The 15,798-nt window shown below is 58.8% G+C and carries 22 protein-coding genes; 14 read left to right on the top strand and 8 right to left on the bottom strand.

Annotated elements, in window-relative coordinates:
* Nucleotides 1-44 precede the first annotated feature (44 nt).
* Genes fliF through fliP form a run of 4 tightly spaced genes read left to right on the top strand, consistent with a single transcriptional unit; the run spans nt 45 to nt 3,235 of the window.
* Entirely contained in the window at nt 45-1,637 is a 1,593-nt protein-coding gene (gene fliF, locus ACR0IP_RS16575; RefSeq protein ID WP_480526778.1) for a flagellar basal-body MS-ring/collar protein FliF, read from the top strand.
* Entirely contained in the window at nt 1,637-2,233 is a 597-nt protein-coding gene (locus ACR0IP_RS16570; RefSeq protein WP_480526776.1) for a FliH/SctL family protein, read from the top strand. Before fliF ends, ACR0IP_RS16570 begins: the two co-directional genes overlap by 1 nt.
* Nucleotides 2,226-2,504 carry a FliM/FliN family flagellar motor switch protein gene (locus tag ACR0IP_RS16565; RefSeq protein ID WP_480526774.1) on the top strand — a complete coding sequence of 93 codons (279 nt, stop codon included), beginning with the start codon at nt 2,226-2,228 and terminating at the stop codon, nt 2,502-2,504. Before ACR0IP_RS16570 ends, ACR0IP_RS16565 begins: the two co-directional genes overlap by 8 nt.
* A complete protein-coding gene (gene fliP / locus ACR0IP_RS16560; RefSeq protein ID WP_480526772.1) occupies nt 2,504-3,235 on the top strand; it encodes a flagellar type III secretion system pore protein FliP in 732 nt (243 codons plus the stop codon). The genes ACR0IP_RS16565 and fliP overlap by 1 nt, the downstream gene beginning before the upstream one ends.
* Before the next feature lie 183 nt (nt 3,236-3,418).
* Here fliP and ACR0IP_RS16555 read toward each other — a convergent pair whose 3' ends face one another.
* A complete protein-coding gene (locus ACR0IP_RS16555) occupies nt 3,419-4,027 on the bottom strand; it encodes an ABC transporter substrate-binding protein (RefSeq protein WP_170379430.1) in 609 nt (202 codons plus the stop codon).
* The gene (locus tag ACR0IP_RS16550; protein WP_170379838.1) at nt 4,017-4,787 is read right to left on the bottom strand and encodes an MlaA family lipoprotein; all 771 of its coding nucleotides are present in this window, start codon (nt 4,785-4,787) and stop codon (nt 4,017-4,019) included. Before ACR0IP_RS16550 ends, ACR0IP_RS16555 begins: the two co-directional genes overlap by 11 nt.
* Before the next feature lie 333 nt (nt 4,788-5,120).
* Here ACR0IP_RS16550 and ACR0IP_RS16545 point away from each other — a divergent pair, with 333 nt between their 5' ends.
* From ACR0IP_RS16545 to ACR0IP_RS16530, 4 genes are read left to right on the top strand one after another with little or no spacing between them, the layout of a single operon-like run.
* Nucleotides 5,121-5,576 carry a RidA family protein gene (locus tag ACR0IP_RS16545; RefSeq protein ID WP_170459597.1) on the top strand — a complete coding sequence of 152 codons (456 nt, stop codon included), beginning with the start codon at nt 5,121-5,123 and terminating at the stop codon, nt 5,574-5,576.
* Nucleotides 5,573-6,340 (top strand): glycerophosphodiester phosphodiesterase family protein, encoded by a 768-nt coding sequence (locus ACR0IP_RS16540; RefSeq protein WP_170692163.1) that lies wholly within the window; start codon nt 5,573-5,575, stop codon nt 6,338-6,340. Before ACR0IP_RS16545 ends, ACR0IP_RS16540 begins: the two co-directional genes overlap by 4 nt.
* A gap of 45 nt (nt 6,341-6,385) precedes the next feature.
* Entirely contained in the window at nt 6,386-7,573 is a 1,188-nt protein-coding gene (locus ACR0IP_RS16535; RefSeq protein WP_170692162.1) for a GNAT family N-acetyltransferase, read from the top strand.
* Nucleotides 7,570-7,863, top strand: coding sequence for a 4a-hydroxytetrahydrobiopterin dehydratase (locus tag ACR0IP_RS16530; protein ID WP_170379422.1), 294 nt, complete (start codon nt 7,570-7,572; stop codon nt 7,861-7,863). The genes ACR0IP_RS16535 and ACR0IP_RS16530 overlap by 4 nt, the downstream gene beginning before the upstream one ends.
* On the opposite strand, the gene ACR0IP_RS16525 is transcribed toward ACR0IP_RS16530, so the two are convergent.
* From ACR0IP_RS16525 to ACR0IP_RS16510, 4 genes are all read right to left on the bottom strand, one after another.
* Nucleotides 7,860-8,171 carry a hypothetical protein gene (locus ACR0IP_RS16525; RefSeq protein WP_170379420.1) on the bottom strand — a complete coding sequence of 104 codons (312 nt, stop codon included), beginning with the start codon at nt 8,169-8,171 and terminating at the stop codon, nt 7,860-7,862. The genes ACR0IP_RS16530 and ACR0IP_RS16525 overlap by 4 nt on opposite strands.
* A 14-nt stretch (nt 8,172-8,185) precedes the next feature.
* Nucleotides 8,186-8,530, bottom strand: coding sequence for an EF-hand domain-containing protein (locus ACR0IP_RS16520; protein ID WP_480526769.1), 345 nt, complete (start codon nt 8,528-8,530; stop codon nt 8,186-8,188).
* An 11-nt stretch (nt 8,531-8,541) separates the two neighbouring features.
* Nucleotides 8,542-8,787, bottom strand: a complete 246-nt coding sequence (locus ACR0IP_RS16515; protein ID WP_170379414.1) for a hypothetical protein — start codon at nt 8,785-8,787, stop codon at nt 8,542-8,544.
* Between the two features lie 103 nt (nt 8,788-8,890).
* Nucleotides 8,891-9,376 (bottom strand): peroxiredoxin, encoded by a 486-nt coding sequence (locus ACR0IP_RS16510; RefSeq protein WP_170379412.1) that lies wholly within the window; start codon nt 9,374-9,376, stop codon nt 8,891-8,893.
* Nucleotides 9,377-9,475: 99 nt separating this feature from the next.
* Here ACR0IP_RS16510 and ACR0IP_RS16505 point away from each other — a divergent pair, with 99 nt between their 5' ends.
* The 4 genes from ACR0IP_RS16505 to ACR0IP_RS16490 all read left to right on the top strand — a co-directional run bounded on the left by ACR0IP_RS16505 (nt 9,476) and on the right by ACR0IP_RS16490 (nt 11,950).
* A complete protein-coding gene (locus ACR0IP_RS16505; RefSeq protein WP_170692437.1) occupies nt 9,476-10,687 on the top strand; it encodes an FAD-dependent oxidoreductase in 1,212 nt (403 codons plus the stop codon).
* Nucleotides 10,684-11,250: a 16S rRNA (guanine(966)-N(2))-methyltransferase RsmD gene (gene rsmD, locus ACR0IP_RS16500; RefSeq protein WP_170692157.1), complete on the top strand. Its 567-nt coding sequence runs from the start codon at nt 10,684-10,686 to the stop codon at nt 11,248-11,250. The genes ACR0IP_RS16505 and rsmD overlap by 4 nt, the downstream gene beginning before the upstream one ends.
* Before the next feature lie 130 nt (nt 11,251-11,380).
* A complete protein-coding gene (locus tag ACR0IP_RS16495) occupies nt 11,381-11,728 on the top strand; it encodes a hypothetical protein (RefSeq protein WP_170692155.1) in 348 nt (115 codons plus the stop codon).
* 42 nt (nt 11,729-11,770) lie between these two features.
* Nucleotides 11,771-11,950 (top strand): hypothetical protein, encoded by a 180-nt coding sequence (locus ACR0IP_RS16490; protein ID WP_170692152.1) that lies wholly within the window; start codon nt 11,771-11,773, stop codon nt 11,948-11,950.
* Here ACR0IP_RS16490 and map read toward each other — a convergent pair.
* Nucleotides 11,938-12,750: a type I methionyl aminopeptidase gene (gene map / locus ACR0IP_RS16485; RefSeq protein ID WP_480526766.1), complete on the bottom strand. Its 813-nt coding sequence runs from the start codon at nt 12,748-12,750 to the stop codon at nt 11,938-11,940. The two genes, ACR0IP_RS16490 and map, sit on opposite strands and share 13 nt — an antisense overlap.
* Before the next feature lie 191 nt (nt 12,751-12,941).
* On the opposite strand from map, the gene ACR0IP_RS16480 reads away from it, so the two are divergent.
* Nucleotides 12,942-14,597 (top strand): tetratricopeptide repeat-containing sulfotransferase family protein, encoded by a 1,656-nt coding sequence (locus ACR0IP_RS16480; protein WP_480526764.1) that lies wholly within the window; start codon nt 12,942-12,944, stop codon nt 14,595-14,597.
* Nucleotides 14,598-14,696: 99 nt separating this feature from the next.
* A complete protein-coding gene (locus ACR0IP_RS16475) occupies nt 14,697-15,062 on the top strand; it encodes a hypothetical protein (RefSeq protein ID WP_480526762.1) in 366 nt (121 codons plus the stop codon).
* On the opposite strand, the gene sfsA is transcribed toward ACR0IP_RS16475, so the two are convergent.
* A complete protein-coding gene (sfsA, locus tag ACR0IP_RS16470; RefSeq protein WP_480526760.1) occupies nt 15,059-15,766 on the bottom strand; it encodes a DNA/RNA nuclease SfsA in 708 nt (235 codons plus the stop codon). The genes ACR0IP_RS16475 and sfsA overlap by 4 nt on opposite strands.
* Nucleotides 15,767-15,798 lie beyond the last annotated feature (32 nt).

Here is a 15,798-nt window from a genome sequence, read left to right as displayed (position 1 = left end):
ACAAGGGATGCGCCGGGCAGAATGTCGGCGAGTCGGAGGTGAGCGTGCAGCAGATCGGAACTGTCTGGGCAAGTTTGGACAAACGAAAGCAAATCATAGTCGTCGGCGCGGTTGCGCTGGTGTTTCTGGGGGTTCTCGGGATGTCCCGTCTTGTGACGGCACCCTCTATGACCCTTCTTTTTGCAGGGCTGGAAAGCGGGGCCGCGGGCGATATCGTGCGTGCGCTCGATCAGCGCGGCGTCACGTATGAGATCAGGGGCGGCTCGATTTACGTGCCTGGCTCGCAGCGGGATGAGCTGCGCATGACCCTGGCCAGCGAAGGTCTGCCTGCGAATGGCAATCGTGGCTACGAACTGCTCGATTCGCTCAGCGGGTTTGGCACCACCTCGCAGATGTTCGACGCCGCCTATTGGCGCGCAAAAGAAGGTGAACTGGCGCGCACCATCGTCGGAGGTCCTCATGTTAGTCAGGCCCGGGTGCATATCGCAAATGGCTCGGCCAACCCGTTTCAGCGTAGTGTTGCGCCCACGGCCTCGGTCTATCTGGTTCCATCGGGCGCGCAAATAACCGGAGATCAAGCCAAGGCGATTCGCTTTCTGGTTGCCTCGGCGGTTAGCGGGCTTGCGCCAGAGAACGTGACGGTTGTGGATTCAAACGGCGCCGTGATTGGCGGGCAGGACACGGCGGTTGCGGCTGACACGGCAGATGACAAATCCCGTCAGTTGCGCGAACGCGTGCTGCGCCTTGTCGAGGCGCGTGTCGGCACCGGTAACGCAGTGGTTGAGGTCAGTGTGGACACGGTAACCAAAACCGAATCCATCCGCGAACGCCGCTTTGACCCCAAAGGGCGAGTCGCGATCAGCACGGATGTCGAGGAACGCTCGGACAGTGCGCGCAATCAGTCCGGCGATGTGACGGTTGCCTCCAACCTGCCGGATGGTGACGGCGCGGGCGGGGACGAATCGAACTCAAACGCGACGCAGACCCGCGAGCGCGTGAACTATGAGGTCTCAGAAACGGAGCTTGAGGTTCACAACGCACCCGGAGCCATCAAGCGCCTGACAGTCGCGGTGTTGGTCAATGGCCTCCGGTCGGTAGATGAAAACGGGGCGGAAAGCTTTGAGCCCCTGCCTCAGACTGAGCTTGACGCGCTTGAGGAACTTGTGGCCTCAGCCGTTGGTTTCGATGCAGCTCGGGGCGATGTGATCACGTTGAAATCGCTTGATCTGCCGGTGGTAGAGCCGCAGGGAACGCTGGTTTCGTCTTCAATGTGGCAGAATATTCATCTGGACGCGATGTCTCTGATCCAGATGGCGGTGCTTGCAGTTGTTTCGTTGGTTCTGGCCTTGTTTGTCATTCGCCCCATCCTGATGAAACCGGCGGCAGCCCCGACATTGTTGCCTGCAGGTGGTGGTGATGCACAGGATGCTCAGGTTCTGGTTGGTGAGATCGCGCCAGATGAGTCGGCTGAGTTCACGGCTCTGCCGGGACAAGCGCAGTCGGCCGGCGTGCCGGCGCTTGGGTCGGACAGCAACGCAGATCCTGTGGATCGGTTGCGGGCGATGATCGGTGGCAAACAGGAAGAAACGGTCGAAATCCTGCGCAGTTGGCTTGAAGAAGGTGAGGAGCGGGTCTGATGTCGATTGCTCACCTTCTTGAGGATTTCACCGCGCAGGTCGAAGGCGGCAAGCTGCATCTTCTGGATGAAGACGCGCTGGAGGAACAGCGCCTGGCCGCCTTCGAACAAGGCTACGGGGCCGGATGGGAAGACGCTGTTCAAGCGCAGGAGCAGAACCGGGGCCAGGTCTCGGCAGAACTGGCCAAGGCGTTGGAAGACATGTCCTTTACCTATCACGAAGCGCTGACACGTATGACCCTGTCGCTGGAGCCGATGTTCCAAAGCCTGGTGAACTTGGTGCTGCCAGATTGTATCGACCGCAGCTTTGCTCACCGCCTGTCGGAACAGCTGCAAGACATGGCACGAACCCAGATCGACCAACCCATCCAGATACTTGTGCCAGGAGGGCGCGCAGCCGAGGTCGAAGATTTGCTGTCATCGGATATGCCACAGCCCCCGCGCGTGATTGAGGATTCCTCGCTGCAACCCGGACAAGCGCGGCTGCAGGTCGGTATCTCGCGACGCGAGGTGGATTGCGTGGATCTGCTGACCTCGGTGCAGCAGGCATTTGACTCCTACATGTTTGAGGCGAAAGAGGCTTTGACCCATGACTGATACCCAATCCCAGAAAACCAACCCTTTTGATGCTGTCCCGATCGAAGTCACCGTTTCTGTCGGCCGCGCCCGCCCGCTGATCCGGGACCTGCTGAATATGGGTGAAAATGCGGTGTTGACGCTGGACAAACGGATCGAAGACCCCGTGGACCTATATGTCGGGGATCAACTGGTTGCTCGCGGTCTTCTGGAAGAGATGGATGGCGATCAGGCCGGTCAACTGGCCGTACGTCTGACCGAAATCGCGGATTTGCAGAACGGGATCGGCTGATGCGCCTGTGGCTCTGGCTGATTGTGGCGGTGGTGGCTACGCTGCCCTCGCTGGCTGCGGCTCAAGACGTGACCCTGTCGCTTGGGGAAGGTGGGTCCATCTCGGCCCGGACGATCCAGTTGATTTTGCTGATCACCGTTCTCAGCGTCGCTCCGGGGCTGGCGATCATGATCACCTGTTTTCCATTTCTGATCACGGTTCTCGCGATCCTGCGGCAGGGTATCGGGTTACAGCAATCTCCGCCGAATATGCTGATCGTCAGCCTTGCGCTGTTCCTGACCTATTTCATTATGGAGCCGGTTTTCACCGAAGCCTGGACTATTGGTATTGAGCCTTTGATCCATGAAACGCTTGAGGTTGAAACGGCTCTGGAACGCGCCCTGAACCCGTTCCGAGAGTTCATGGCCGCGCGACTGGATATAGAGACGTTTCAATCCATGGCCGCTCTGCGCCCCGGAGGCGAGGGGATGGTCCTGTCTCCGGATGCTCCACTTTCAGTTCTGATGCCATCCTTCATGTTGTCTGAAATCGCTCGGGCGTTTCAGATCGGGTTCCTGATTTTCCTGCCTTTTCTGATCATTGACCTAGTTGTGGCTGCCGTTTTGATGTCGATGGGCATGATGATGGTGCCGCCTGCAATCGTCTCGCTGCCGTTCAAGCTGGCGTTTTTCGTGATCGCAGATGGATGGGCTTTGATAGCCAGCGCTTTGGTCCGAAGTTACATGCCCTAGAGGGTCCGCGGGCTGGGCGTGGAGCGGGGTACAAGCTTAGTTTTAGTGAGAGCTTTGGAAAGCGGCGCATCAACTTCTGCGCGTGTTAGGTCACAAGGTAAAATAACTTTCTTGTGGGTATAGAAACGAAGACGCCTCCGACGTACAGAGCGCGGAGGCGTTTAAGCACACAAAAAGGCGGTGCTACCCGGTTCTGTTGAGGTCTTTGATCAGCTGGTTCAAGTTGCCTTTACGCGCATCCAGCATCGCCCCGATTTCGGTGCGTTCGGTCAGCAGCAAGTTCACTCCCTCAATGAACATGTTGTAGAACTTATCGCGACCGGATTTGTCAGAAACCAGGAAGGTCACGTCAAAGGGCGACGATCCCCGCAGCTTGACCGAGGTGCGCACTTCATAGCCGGCTTTGATTCGGCGCGCGTTTCGTACATCCACCTGGCCGCCAATGAATTCGCGGAACCGGCGTCCGTATTTGCGCGAGATATAGCCTTGGAACGCCTTGGTGAATTGTCTCAACTGCGCCGGAGAGGCAGAACGGGCGTCCGCCCCAAGCGCATAGCGCGCCATGATCGGAACATCAGCGTATTGCACGAAAATCTTTTCGAAATCGCGCAGCATGGCTTTTTCCGACTTGCCCGAGGCGATCACGCGGTTGATATCCGCGACAACACTGTTGACCAGCTGTTTGGCGCCCGCCTCGGTCAGGGCCAGAGCGGGCAAGGGCAGGGCAACAATAGCTGCTCCGGCCACAGAGGTTTTCAGGAAATGTCTTCGGTTTAAAGCGTTACTCAGCATAAGGGTCCTCGTAGGGGTCGAGAAGGGGGTCACTAACAGGGTCGGTTCCGGCGTCGGCATATGGATCGTTGTAGAGATCCAAGAAGGCGTCCTCGTCGTCGCGTGCCAATTCGAAGCGGCGGTTTTGCAGGTAGATCAGTCGGGCCTGCGCATAGCTGTCGGCACTTTCGTAGAGAATCGAGTCCACTGTATCAGAAAAACGACCCCGATCCCCCATCCGACGTACGACTTCGGCATAAACCCCCAGGTTGTCCGCAGGGCGTACCGGCGTGAAGTTGATAGGGTTCGAGAACAGATTGATTATAACGCCTACAGCGTCGCGGGTGGTCGATGGGCCATAGAAAGGCAGCTCGACATAGGCGCCTTCCCCAACACCCCAGACGTGCAAGGTTTCGCCGAAATCCGTATCGACAGGGGGCAGGTTCAGCTCATCTGCGGGTGCCGACAGGCCAAAGCCACCGACGGTCATGTTAATCACGAACCGCAACAAGGCGTTGCCCATTTGCTTGGGGTTTCCCTGCAGCAGGTAATCCACCGCTTGACCGGGCAGAGAGATGTTTTCCGCAAAGGTACTGAAGCTGGTCACCATCGGATCAGGGACGATCTTCACATAGCCTTTCGAGGCCGGGCGAAACAGAAACCGGTCGACGCCAAGGTTGAACTTGTGAATGCCCCTGTTGGCGTTTTCATAGGGGTCGAAAATCTCTCCCCGAGCAGCCTGTTCCGGGGGTTGCGTCGCACAGGCCGACAACACAGCCATAAGTGACAGAACAACAAGATGTTTGAAGCCAAATTTGCTCAACACGGTCTTAGCTACTCCAATACGGCCCGGCACGACGCGTGGGCGATCAATCAATACCTGCGTGTCCAACCGACACAAGTTGTTGTCACATAGAGGTTTCAGAGCTTGAATGAAACACATAGCGTTAAACCCGGTAAATCAACGAAGGTAAAGTGACACGACTTCAACAGTTCGAAATAGGACAGGATATGCCCACTGAACGCGACGGTCAGAAAAATCGGTTTCCGGCTTTCCCAGCGGCATCATCCCGGTTAGCGTCCGCCCGAGTCGATTTTGGGTGAGGACAATCACATGAGCATCTCGGAAAAACTGCAAAGCCTGGGCGTATCGCTGCCAGACGCACCGGCCCCGGCCGCAAACTATGTGCCTTTCGTGCGCGTGGGCAATATCGTCTATGTCTCGGGTCAGATTTCCAAAGCGGACGACCTGATCACCGGCAAACTGGGCGATGACATGGATGTCGACGCGGGTGCAGCGGCGGCAAAGGTCTGTGCGATCAACCTGCTGGCTCAGGTCAAAGCGGCCTGCGATGGGGATATCGAGAAGCTGGTACGGGTGATCAAGCTGACCGGTTTTGTGAACTCGACTGCTGATTTCACCGCGCAGCCGCAGGTGATCAACGGTGCGTCCGATTTCCTGGTTGAGGCGCTGGGCGAGGCGGGTCGTCATTCCCGCTCGGCGGTTAGCGCTGCATCACTGCCGCTGGGTGTTGCTGTCGAAATCGAAGGTATTTTCGAAGTCCAATGACACCTGCTCTGCCGCCTGTGTTCCTTGAGGCCCCGATCTCGCACCGGGCGCTGCATGACAAAACAAATAACCGCCCGGAAAACAGCCGGGCGGCCATTCGTGCCGCGATCGATGCCGGTTACGGGATCGAGATTGACCTGCAGCGGACCTCGGACAACCGTGCGATGGTGTTTCATGACTACGACATGGCGCGTCTGACCGGGCAGTCTGGACCGATCCAGCAGGTCTCGGCCGCGCGGGCGCAGGCCACGCAGCTGCTGCATGCCGAGGATGGCATTCCCACCCTCGACGCTGTGCTTGAGATGGTCGCGGGCAAAGTCCCGCTGCTGATTGAGCTCAAGGATCAGGACGGAGCCATGGGCACCAATGTCGGCCCGCTTGAGGCGGACGCTGTGCGGGCGCTAGAAGGCTACGACGGTCCAGTGGCGTTGATGTCATTCAACCCCAACAGCGTGGCCGAGCTTGCCCGCCTGGCCCCGCATCTGCCACGTGGGATCGTGACTTGTTCCTATAAGCCGAGTGTCGAGCTGCTGCCGCAATCGGTGTGCGATCACCTGCGCAATATTCCCGATTTCGACCGGGTTGGGGCCAGTTTCATCAGCCATGAGGTTCATGATCTGGACCGTTCGCGCGTGGCCGAGCTGAAAGCGCGCGGTGTGCCGATCCTGTGTTGGACGGTAAAGTCGCCTGAACAAGAGGCAGAGGCCCGCGCCGTTGCCGACAATGTGACCTTTGAGGGGTATCTGGCCAAGCATCCGGGTTGAACCTGTCGCACCTCGTCACAGATAAAGACCAGACGCGGAGGGCACATGGATCAGGCGCAGATCGAAATTCAAATACTTGGATCACTCTCGCAAATCTCTGCGGCCGAGTGGGATGCCTGCGCTTGCCCCGAAACAGCAGATGGCGGGCGTCCGCTGGATCCCTTTACTACGCACCGGTTTTTGCTGGCCCTGGAAAGCAGCGGCTCGGTTGGGCGGGGCACCGGGTGGCAGCCTCAATATCTGACGGCGTATCTGGATGGGATGCTGATCGCGGCGGCGCCGATGTATGCCAAATCGCACAGTCAGGGAGAGTATATCTTCGACCACAGCTGGGCCCATGCATATGAAAACGCGGGCGGGCGGTACTATCCCAAACTGCAAATCGCGGCCCCTTTCACGCCCGCCACAGGGCGGCGCTTTTTGGTGCGTCCGGGATATGAAGGGATTGGGATGTCCGCGCTGGTGCAGGGCGCCGTTCAACTGGCGGCAGACAATCAGGTCTCGTCACTTCACGCGACCTTCTGCACCGAGGACGAGGCGTTGGCGGGTGAGCAGATGGGCCTGATGCTGCGCAGCTCACAACAGTTTCATTGGCTGAATGACGATTACGCGGATTTCGACGGCTTTCTGGCGGCGCTGTCCTCGCGCAAGCGTAAGAACATCCGCAAGGAGCGTGCTCAGGCCAACGCATTCGGTGGTGAGATCCGTACCTTGTCCGGTGATGACCTGCGGCCCGAGCATTGGGATGCCTTCTGGCGGTTCTATCAGGACACCGGCGCGCGCAAGTGGGGATCACCTTACCTGACGCGCCAGTTCTTTGATATGGCGCAGGAGACGATGACCGCTGATATGGCTTTGGTGCTGGCAGAACGCGATGGGTATCCCATCGCGGGGGCGCTGAATTTCATCGGGCGTGAGACGCTCTATGGTCGTTATTGGGGCTGTGTCGAACATCATGCCTGCCTGCATTTCGAGCTGTGCTATTATAGGGCCATCGACTTTGCCATCGCGCATGGCATGCAAAGGGTCGAAGCCGGAGCGCAAGGTGAACACAAGCTTGCACGTGGCTACCTGCCAACACGCACGCACAGCCTTCATTGGATTGCCGATCCGGGATTCGCCGATGCCGTCAAAAAATATCTGGACGCTGAAGGCCGCGCGGTGGGAGAAGAGATTGAGATTCTGACGGATTACGGTCCGTTCAGAAAATCGAACCCGGAGGAACAGCAATGACCGAGCTTTTGTCGACCGAGACCCGTGGCCCCCTTCTTGATCCGCTGTTCAACAATGGCTGGACGATGGTTGAGGGCCGGGATGCGATCACCAAGACTTTCATCTTTGATAATTTCGTCGCGGCCTTTGGATGGATGACGCAAGTGGCGATCTGGGCCGAAAAATGGAACCACCATCCCGAATGGTCCAACGTCTACCGCACGGTCGAGGTCGTGCTCTCCACCCATGACGTCGGCGGGTTGTCTTCGCTGGATGCGAAACTGGCGCGCAAGATGGACGGTCTGGTCTAGTCGCGATCCTGTCCGGACCCAATTCCGCCAGCCAAGGATGCCGTGATCGCCATCTGGCGGAACTCATCCGGCGTGACTGTGCCACTACTGACGTCGATATTGCCAGGAATGCGGGTCGTTTTGTTGCCGATAGACCGAACACTGCGCGCCGCTGGGTTGATGTCCAGACACCGCCTCTCATAGCAGGTCAGCCCGCTGGTGTTGATCTGGATGCGGGCCTGCCCGTCTGGGCCGGTCACAACCGGGGCCTGCGGTACGTCACAAGCAGCCAACACGGCCAGCGCGCCGATCCAGATCCATCTGTTCATCTCACCCTCCGGGGTTAGTCCAACCGGCCGTTTCCATCCTTGTCCGCAGAGTCGAAATCGTTGCTCATCTGCGCGTCGTATTCCGTCCGTGAGATAAGGCTGTCGCCGTTCTGGTCAACGTCCTGAAATTGCTTTATGTCCAGGAAGGGTTTGGCCTCGGACAGGCCGAGTGTGCCGTTCTTGTCTTCGTCCATCGCCTGAAAGGCGTAGTCTGAAAAGGCATTGAACTCGTCCTTGGACAGAAAGCCATCATTGTTCGAGTCGATGGCTGTCAGCTCTTTTTCATTCAGCTCAGCCACGTCGTCCGCAGCTGCGGCACTGGCCATCACAAGCGCGGCGATACAGATTATTCGTTTCATCACTGTCCCCCTCAACATGCGAATCTTGCACCACTGATGCTGCCGGTAGCGGCACCTGCACCCGTCAGAATGGACTTGCCTGAACCGCCTCCGAACTGATTGCCGATTGCGCCTCCGATCAGCGCGCCACCCAAGGTGCCGCTCAGGCAGGCGATTTCATGTTGCCGTGCCGCTTGTTGCTGTGGTGTTGGGGCCGGGCCGCAAGCTGCAAGAAGGCCTGCGCCGCCCAGAATGAGTGAAATGGCTTTGAGATACATAAACATACTCCCCAGCTATGTGCCTTTGATAATCGCACACTGGGGCTTTGTATCAAGTTAAATAGGGTTAGGACGGCCCCGGTTTAGCCGGGGCCGAACAGCGTCAGATTACTTCGAGCAAGCCTTCACCGGCTGAAATCTCGCAAGCGCCGGGGCTTTCTTCCAGGTTCAGCGCAGTGACCTTGCCGTCTTCGACCAGCATCGCATAGCGCTGCGAACGCGCCAGCAGCCCGGCTGGAGGGGCGTCGAAATCCATGCCGATCGCCTTTGTGAACTCGGACGCGGCATCGCCCAACAGGGTCAGGCCGGCCTCGGTCGCGCCGGTCGCTTCGCCCCAGGCTTTCATCACGAACGGGTCGTTGACGGAGATGCAGATGATCTCATCCACGCCCTTGGCTTCGAACTGATCCTTGGTGCGCATGAAGCTGGGCACATGTGCCGAATGACAGGTCGGTGTAAACGCGCCGGGCACTGCAAAGATCACCACTTTGCGGCCCGCGGTTTTGTCTGAAATCCGAACCTCTTCTGGGCCTTCCGCACCCATTTGGGTCAGCGTGGCGTCGGGCAGCATCTCACCTGTTGTAATCATTTTTCAGCTCCTGTCGTTTGGATTTGCAGAGTCGGGCTATGCCGCAATATAGGTGGTCGGACAAAAGTAACCATGAGAATTCGACAGGGTGTGATGAACATGAGCCATATTGTCGTGATCGGCGCCGGGCAGGCCGGATCGTCGCTTGTTGCGAAACTGCGCAAGGATGGGTTTGAAGGGGATATCACCCTGATCGGGGCCGAGCCGCATCTGCCGTACCAGCGCCCGCCCTTGTCCAAGGCCTATTTGCTGGGCGAGATGGAGCTGGAGCGTCTGTTCCTGCGCCCCGAAAGCTTCTATGCCGACAACAACATCACCCTGCGTCTTGGCCAACGCGTTAGCGTAATTGACCCCAAGGCCAAGACCGTGACCCTGGGAGATGAAGTCATCTCATACGATGAACTGGCGCTGACCACCGGGTCGGATCCGCGCTATCTGCCTGCCTCTATCTGCGGTGATCTTCAGGGCGTTCATGTGGTGCGCGATCTGGCTCATATCGACGAGATGGAGCCTCGGGTCACTGAAGGCGCGCGCGCTCTGATCGTCGGGGGCGGCTATATCGGGCTTGAGGCCGCAGCCGTATGCGCCAAGCGCGGGGTCAAGGTGACGCTGGTAGAAATGGCCGAGCGTATCCTGCAACGCGTCGCCGCCAAGGAAACCAGCGACTATTTCCGCGCGCTGCATTCGGGTCATGGAGCGGACATCCGCGAGGGCGTGGGCCTTGATCGTCTGATCGGTGAAAACGGCAAGGTGGTCGGCGCGGTTCTGACAGATGGAACCGAAATCGAGGTTGATTTTGTGGTCGTCGGCGTGGGCATCGCGCCGTCCACCCAACTGGCCGAGTTGGCTGGGCTTGAACTGGACAACGGCATCAAAACCGACGCGCATGGCCGCACATCTGATCCGTCGATTTGGGCGGCAGGGGATTGCGCCTCCTTCCCGCATGGCGCGGGGCGTATTCGTTTGGAAAGCGTGCCTAATGCAATCGATCAGGCTGAGATCGTGGCTCAGAACATGCTGGGGGCTGCCAAGGACTATACAGCAACGCCGTGGTTCTGGTCGGATCAGTATGACGTGAAACTGCAGATCGCAGGTCTGAATACGGGTTATGATCGGGTTGTCACCCGTCAGGGCGAAGGTCAGACCGTGTCGTTCTGGTACTACAAGGGTGACCAGCTGATTGCAGTCGACGCGATGAACGACCCGCGCGCCTATATGGTTGGCAAGCGCCTGATCGACGCGGGCAAAACCGCTGATCCTGCCGTGGTGGCCGATCCGGCTGCGGATCTGAAACCGCTGCTCAAAGCGTGAGGATCATCGCCGGAGAGTTCCGGGGTCGTGCCTTGGCCTCGGTCGGCAAAGGGGATACGGGTGCCCATTTGCGTCCCACCACCGACCGAGTGCGTGAAAGCCTGTTCAACGTCCTGAGCCATCAGATCGATTTTGACGGTCTGCGTGTATTGGACCTGTTCGCAGGCACTGGCGCGCTGGGGCTTGAGGCGCTGTCGCGCGGGGCTGACTACGTCACCTTTGTGGATGACGGGCGTGTCGCGCAGGGCCTGATCCGCAAGAATATCGACCTGACCCGCAGCACAGATCGGGCCGATCTGATCCGCAGGGACGCGACGCGTTTGAGTGAAAACCCGAACGCGCACTATGACCTGATCTTTCTGGACCCGCCTTACGGCAAGTCTCTGGGCCAAAAAGCGCTGGCTAAGGCGACCGAGGCTGGATGGATCGCTGAGGGAGCGTTTATCGTGTGGGAAGAAAACGCCCCAATGCAGGCACCGGATGGTTTCCAGCTGGTGGACAGTCGAAAATACGGCGACACGTATATCTCGCTGATGCTTAAACCACTTGATCATGTGGGTTGATCCTGACAGTCTTAATTCGTTTTAAAATTGAATTAGGGTGGCCAGCAATTTGACGCATCTCCGCCAAAATTGCGGCCAAATTCGCCTCTAGGCGCCGTAGAAACGCGGAACAACCCTCAAAGGACTCTCTATGCTTCTCAGAGCTGCCCTGACCTCAGCCATCGTGCTGGGCTCCTCCCCTGTTGTTGCAGGGCAAACAAAACTAGATGCGAATGAATTTATGGCCAATTGCACCTCGTCTGTGGATCAATCCAACGTGACGTTGGCCCGTTCGGGCGGGTCCAACAAAGGGCACATCACTGTCGGAGATCTGCAGGGCGAGGCGGACATCCTGCCGGGTTTGGACAACCTGACGTTTTTGCTGATTCAGGATGGTCAGGTCGTCAACTTTGCCGTTGATCTTGTAAGTCTCGAATATGACATGATGATCAAAGGCACTTCGCAGCGTTTTGACAGAGGCAGCTGTACGCCATCGTGATCCGGTTTTGAGGCGCGAGCCGGTTTGTGCTAGGCTTCTGGCATGTACCGCGCCCTACCGCCCTTGTTCTGGGGTTTGGCTCAGGACACTGACACAGAAACCGGCCCGCCGCGCAAACCTGCATGCGCGCCGGTGTTCATCCACGACGCGATCACGCCGTGGGGGGCTGAGACGATGCTGCTGAAAGTTCTACGGGATCAGGCTGCCGATCACGAAGAATAGGTCGGATGGAACTTGCCGACGGGTGACAGGGTAAAGATCTCGACCCCATTTGCGGTTACACCGACCGAATGTTCGAACTGTGCCGAGAGCGACTTGTCGCGGGTCACAGCAGTCCAGTCGTCGGCCAGAGTCTTGGTCTCAGGGCGGCCCAGATTAACCATCGGTTCGATGGTGAAGAACATTCCCTCTTCCAGAACGGAACCGGTGCCGGGGCGGCCATAATGCAGCACGTTTGGCGGCGCGTGGAACACTCGACCAAGCCCGTGGCCACAGAAATCGCGGACGACGCTCATACGGTGCGCTTCGACATAGGACTGGATCGCATGGCCGATATCGCCGAACGTGTTGCCCGGCTTGACCATCTCGATGCCCTTGAAAAGCGCGTCATGGGTGACTTGAATCAGACGCTCGGCCTTGCGAGGCAGTTTACCTGCGACATACATCCGCGAGGTGTCACCGAACCAGCCGTCCACGATGACAGTGACGTCAATGTTCAGGATATCCCCGTCCTTGAGCTTTTTCTCACCGGGAATGCCGTGGCACACCACGTGGTTCACACTGATACAGCTGGCGTGCTGGTAGCCCTTGTAGCCAATCGTCGCCGAAGTCGCGCCGGCGTCCTCGACCATCTGGGTGATGATCCCGTCGATCGCGCCGGTGGTTTGGCCGGGGAAGACATGTTGCGCGATGTCATCCAGTATCCGCGCAGCCAAAGCCCCTGCCGCATGCATGCCGGCAAAGTCACCCTGTTCATAGATGCGGATACCGTCTTTGGTCAGACGGCCACGGTGTTCTTTCATGGATGCGAGGCTCCAAATGTTTCGCGCAGTGTTCTATTTACGCTGCTTGTGCAGAAAGTTCCAGAGGGTGCAGCGTCGCAGGCCTGTATCTCGGATGGATGATGATCCGATCACAGGTGGACGCGTACAGCGATATAAACTAGCACGGATAAGATAGTTCTCGGGCGTTAAATTAGAAGAAGGGCAGTCAGATGCAGAAAGCCGACCAGCTGAGGACCGAGATTGCCACCATCAGTGAAATGCTCAAGACCGGGCGCGCGGACAGGGCGCTGAAGCGTGCAGTCAAGGCCGGGAAGAAATGGCCCAAAATGCCAGCGTTTCCGCAGATGGCAGGTCTTGCATGCATTCACCAGGGAGATTTCAAACAGGCACAGACCCATCTGGAGCGCGCCTGGAAGATGGAGACGGAGAACCCCGACCTGATCCAGAATTTCGGGCTGAGCCTTGTTCAGGGCGGCGATGCTGGCAAGGCTCTGACCCTGATGAATAAAGTCGCTGCCAAGGCCCCTCTGACCCCACCGCAACGCTATGTGCGCGCCATGGCGCTGTTGCAGGAGCGTCAGCTGAGCGAGGCGTTAGAGGACGTAGATGAGGTTCTGCGCCATCAAAACGGCAATCTGCAGGCCCATTGCCTGAAGGCCGATATTCTCGATGAGATGCACCAGTGGAACCAGGCCATCGACGTCCTATTGGCCGTGGCCGAGAAGCACCCGAAATTCCACTATGGTCAGCTGCGACTGGCCAAGGGCCTGGTCGGTTTGGGGCGTATGTCTGAGGCTCTAACCCATGGTCGCGCCGCCTTTGCGCTGGCGCCCGAGGATCCCGAAACGCTGGAGTTCGCTGCAACTCTGCCGAACCTGTCGGCTGAGGATAGGGCGGAATTGCAGGCTCTGACCTCTAAACTGCTTGAGGCCGGCAACGCCAATCGGGAAGCCGCAGCCACCGTGCATTTCGCCGCCGCGAGCCTTGCGAAACAGGAGGGCGATACCGCGACCGAGATGCTTCAGCTGCGCAAGGCGCATGATCAGTTGCAGCATGGGTTCAAAAGCTGGGAAACCCGGGCCGAGAAAGCCTGCCGCCAGCGTCTGAGCACGCCTCTGCCCGACCCTGCCTCAGCGCCGCGCACCGATATCCCGCGGCCGGTGTTCGTGGTTGGCTTGCCGCGCTCTGGCACCACTCTGATCGAGCGGATTCTGGCCTCACATTCCGCCGTGCAAGGGCTGGGAGAGTTGGCAGGCGTGCACCACTGGGCCCGCAAGGCCGAAAGCCAATCGAGCGCTGGAAGTGACGTGCAGGAGCTGGCCGACTACTACGCGGATAACTTGCCCCAGACGGCGGAAGGAACGCGCGCCTTTGTCGACAAAGCGCCGGGAAACTACGCTTTTCTGGGGGCGATTGCGCAGGCCTTTCCAAATGCCGTGATTCTTAATGTCACGCGCGATCCACGCGATGTGGCGCTGTCGATGTGGCGGACGCATTTCGGAGCGGGTGGCCTGTATTATACGCATGATCTGAGCTGGATGGCAGCCGAAGCCAACCGCTATCGCCGCTATATTCAGCACTGGCATGCCGTCCTTCCGGGGCGGGTCCATGACATAAGCTACGAGCATCTGGTGAATAATCTGGAGGACGGTGCCAAGGAGCTGGCCCAGCTCTGCGACCTGCCTTTTGAACAGGCGATGCTGTCGCCCGACAAATCCTCGGATGCGATCAAAACGGCCAGCAATCTGCAGGCGCGGAGACCGGTCAACACCGCCTCGGTCGGGGGGTGGCAGGCTGTGGCCGATTACTTCGCACCGTTTGTGATGGGGTTGGACGCCGATCTTTGGCCTGAAATTCACAAATAGAGGTTCAAGTTTCGTTGATCATCCCGTCTGCGCGTGGCCATCCGCGCCGCTTTGCGCCACGGTGCCACGGAGGATGCATCAGCGGGAACAGGGGCTGAGATGGTCAGAGCGATTGCTGCTCTTCTGGTCGTTCTGACCTGCGGTTGCCGCGAAGAGGTGACGATGCTGACGCAGGATCAGCTTGCGGCGCTTTTGGTACTGGATCGCAAGATTGCACTGAACCGCGCGGGCGTCACCGGCACGGCACGTGTGAACGCCGACCAAAGCTTTGTCGTTGAGATTCCTCGGCTTGGCCGTGACACTGGCGTCTGGTGGTACGAGGGCGACAGGATCTGCAGCCGCTGGGAGACGTTCCGCAAAGATCAGGACCTCTGCGCTGTGGTGGGGCAGGTCGCGGATGGCACATATCGCGGTTACACACCGGGGCGAGGCTCTTATCTGGGAGAGTTCACTCTCCTGCCTTAGCCGATAGCCCAGGCCTTCGCCGCATCGACCTCGATTCCCTCTGGCGACATCCGCGTCCCGTAAACCAACCGCTCAACCCCATGCGCTTGCGCCGCGTCAAAGGCCGCCGCATAGGCGGGGTCGATATCGGCCGCCAGCGCGAAGCGGTCGCAATCGGTGCGTTGCACCAGATACAGCATGATCGCGCGGTGGCCCTGTTCGGCCATGGCGGCCAGTTCATGCAGATGTTTGGTGCCGCGAGCGGTGACGCTGTCGGGAAACTCGGCCAGACCGGGCTGGCGGGAAAGCGTGACGCTTTTGACCTCGACATAGGCATCCGGCAGGCCGGGTTGGGTCAGCAGGAAATCAATGCGGCTGTTCTCGCCGTATTTCACCTCGGCCCGGAGGGTTTCGTATGCGGCCAGTTCGGGGATCTCGCCGCCCTCTAGTGCCGCGCGCAGTGCCCGGTTCGGCACCGAGGTATCAACACCGGTGAAATGACCATTCTCGTGATCAACCAGCCGCCAACCAAATTTCAGCTTTTTCTTCGGATCGTCGTTGGGTTCCAACCAGATTTTCTCGCCCGGTTCGGCCAGCCCCATCATCGAGCCCGGATTGGCGCAATGGGCTGTCACCTCGCGCCCGTCCTTCAGCGTGCAATCGGCTAGAAAGCGTTTGTAGCGGCGGATCAGGCGGGCGGGGACAAGGGGGGTTTCAAATCTCATGCCCCACGGCCTATACCTGCCCCAACAGCCGA

This window comes from Ruegeria sp. AL11 (assembly GCF_056540865.1).
This window is presented reverse-complemented; position numbering and strand designations above follow the sequence as displayed.

Excerpts from the sequence above, each read along its gene's own strand:
- map (WP_480526766.1), bottom strand. The coding sequence starts at position 12,750 with ATGAAAGAACACCGTGGCCGTCTGACCAAAGACGGTATCCGCATCTAT.
- ACR0IP_RS16520 (WP_480526769.1), bottom strand. The coding sequence starts at position 8,530 with ATGAAACGAATAATCTGTATCGCCGCGCTTGTGATGGCCAGTGCCGCA.
- ACR0IP_RS16555 (WP_170379430.1), bottom strand. The coding sequence starts at position 4,027 with ATGCTGAGTAACGCTTTAAACCGAAGACATTTCCTGAAAACCTCTGTG.
- ACR0IP_RS16565 (WP_480526774.1), top strand. The coding sequence starts at position 2,226 with ATGACTGATACCCAATCCCAGAAAACCAACCCTTTTGATGCTGTCCCG.
- ACR0IP_RS16475 (WP_480526762.1), top strand. The coding sequence starts at position 14,697 with ATGGTCAGAGCGATTGCTGCTCTTCTGGTCGTTCTGACCTGCGGTTGC.
- fliP (WP_480526772.1), top strand. The coding sequence starts at position 2,504 with ATGCGCCTGTGGCTCTGGCTGATTGTGGCGGTGGTGGCTACGCTGCCC.
- ACR0IP_RS16490 (WP_170692152.1), top strand. The coding sequence starts at position 11,771 with ATGTACCGCGCCCTACCGCCCTTGTTCTGGGGTTTGGCTCAGGACACT.
- ACR0IP_RS16495 (WP_170692155.1), top strand. The coding sequence starts at position 11,381 with ATGCTTCTCAGAGCTGCCCTGACCTCAGCCATCGTGCTGGGCTCCTCC.
- ACR0IP_RS16545 (WP_170459597.1), top strand. The coding sequence starts at position 5,121 with ATGAGCATCTCGGAAAAACTGCAAAGCCTGGGCGTATCGCTGCCAGAC.
- ACR0IP_RS16510 (WP_170379412.1), bottom strand. The coding sequence starts at position 9,376 with ATGATTACAACAGGTGAGATGCTGCCCGACGCCACGCTGACCCAAATG.
- ACR0IP_RS16550 (WP_170379838.1), bottom strand. The coding sequence starts at position 4,787 with ATGGCTGTGTTGTCGGCCTGTGCGACGCAACCCCCGGAACAGGCTGCT.
- ACR0IP_RS16540 (WP_170692163.1), top strand. The coding sequence starts at position 5,573 with ATGACACCTGCTCTGCCGCCTGTGTTCCTTGAGGCCCCGATCTCGCAC.
- ACR0IP_RS16535 (WP_170692162.1), top strand. The coding sequence starts at position 6,386 with ATGGATCAGGCGCAGATCGAAATTCAAATACTTGGATCACTCTCGCAA.
- ACR0IP_RS16505 (WP_170692437.1), top strand. The coding sequence starts at position 9,476 with ATGAGCCATATTGTCGTGATCGGCGCCGGGCAGGCCGGATCGTCGCTT.
- ACR0IP_RS16515 (WP_170379414.1), bottom strand. The coding sequence starts at position 8,787 with ATGTATCTCAAAGCCATTTCACTCATTCTGGGCGGCGCAGGCCTTCTT.
- ACR0IP_RS16525 (WP_170379420.1), bottom strand. The coding sequence starts at position 8,171 with ATGAACAGATGGATCTGGATCGGCGCGCTGGCCGTGTTGGCTGCTTGT.
- ACR0IP_RS16530 (WP_170379422.1), top strand. The coding sequence starts at position 7,570 with ATGACCGAGCTTTTGTCGACCGAGACCCGTGGCCCCCTTCTTGATCCG.
- sfsA (WP_480526760.1), bottom strand. The coding sequence starts at position 15,766 with ATGAGATTTGAAACCCCCCTTGTCCCCGCCCGCCTGATCCGCCGCTAC.
- ACR0IP_RS16480 (WP_480526764.1), top strand. The coding sequence starts at position 12,942 with ATGCAGAAAGCCGACCAGCTGAGGACCGAGATTGCCACCATCAGTGAA.
- ACR0IP_RS16570 (WP_480526776.1), top strand. The coding sequence starts at position 1,637 with ATGTCGATTGCTCACCTTCTTGAGGATTTCACCGCGCAGGTCGAAGGC.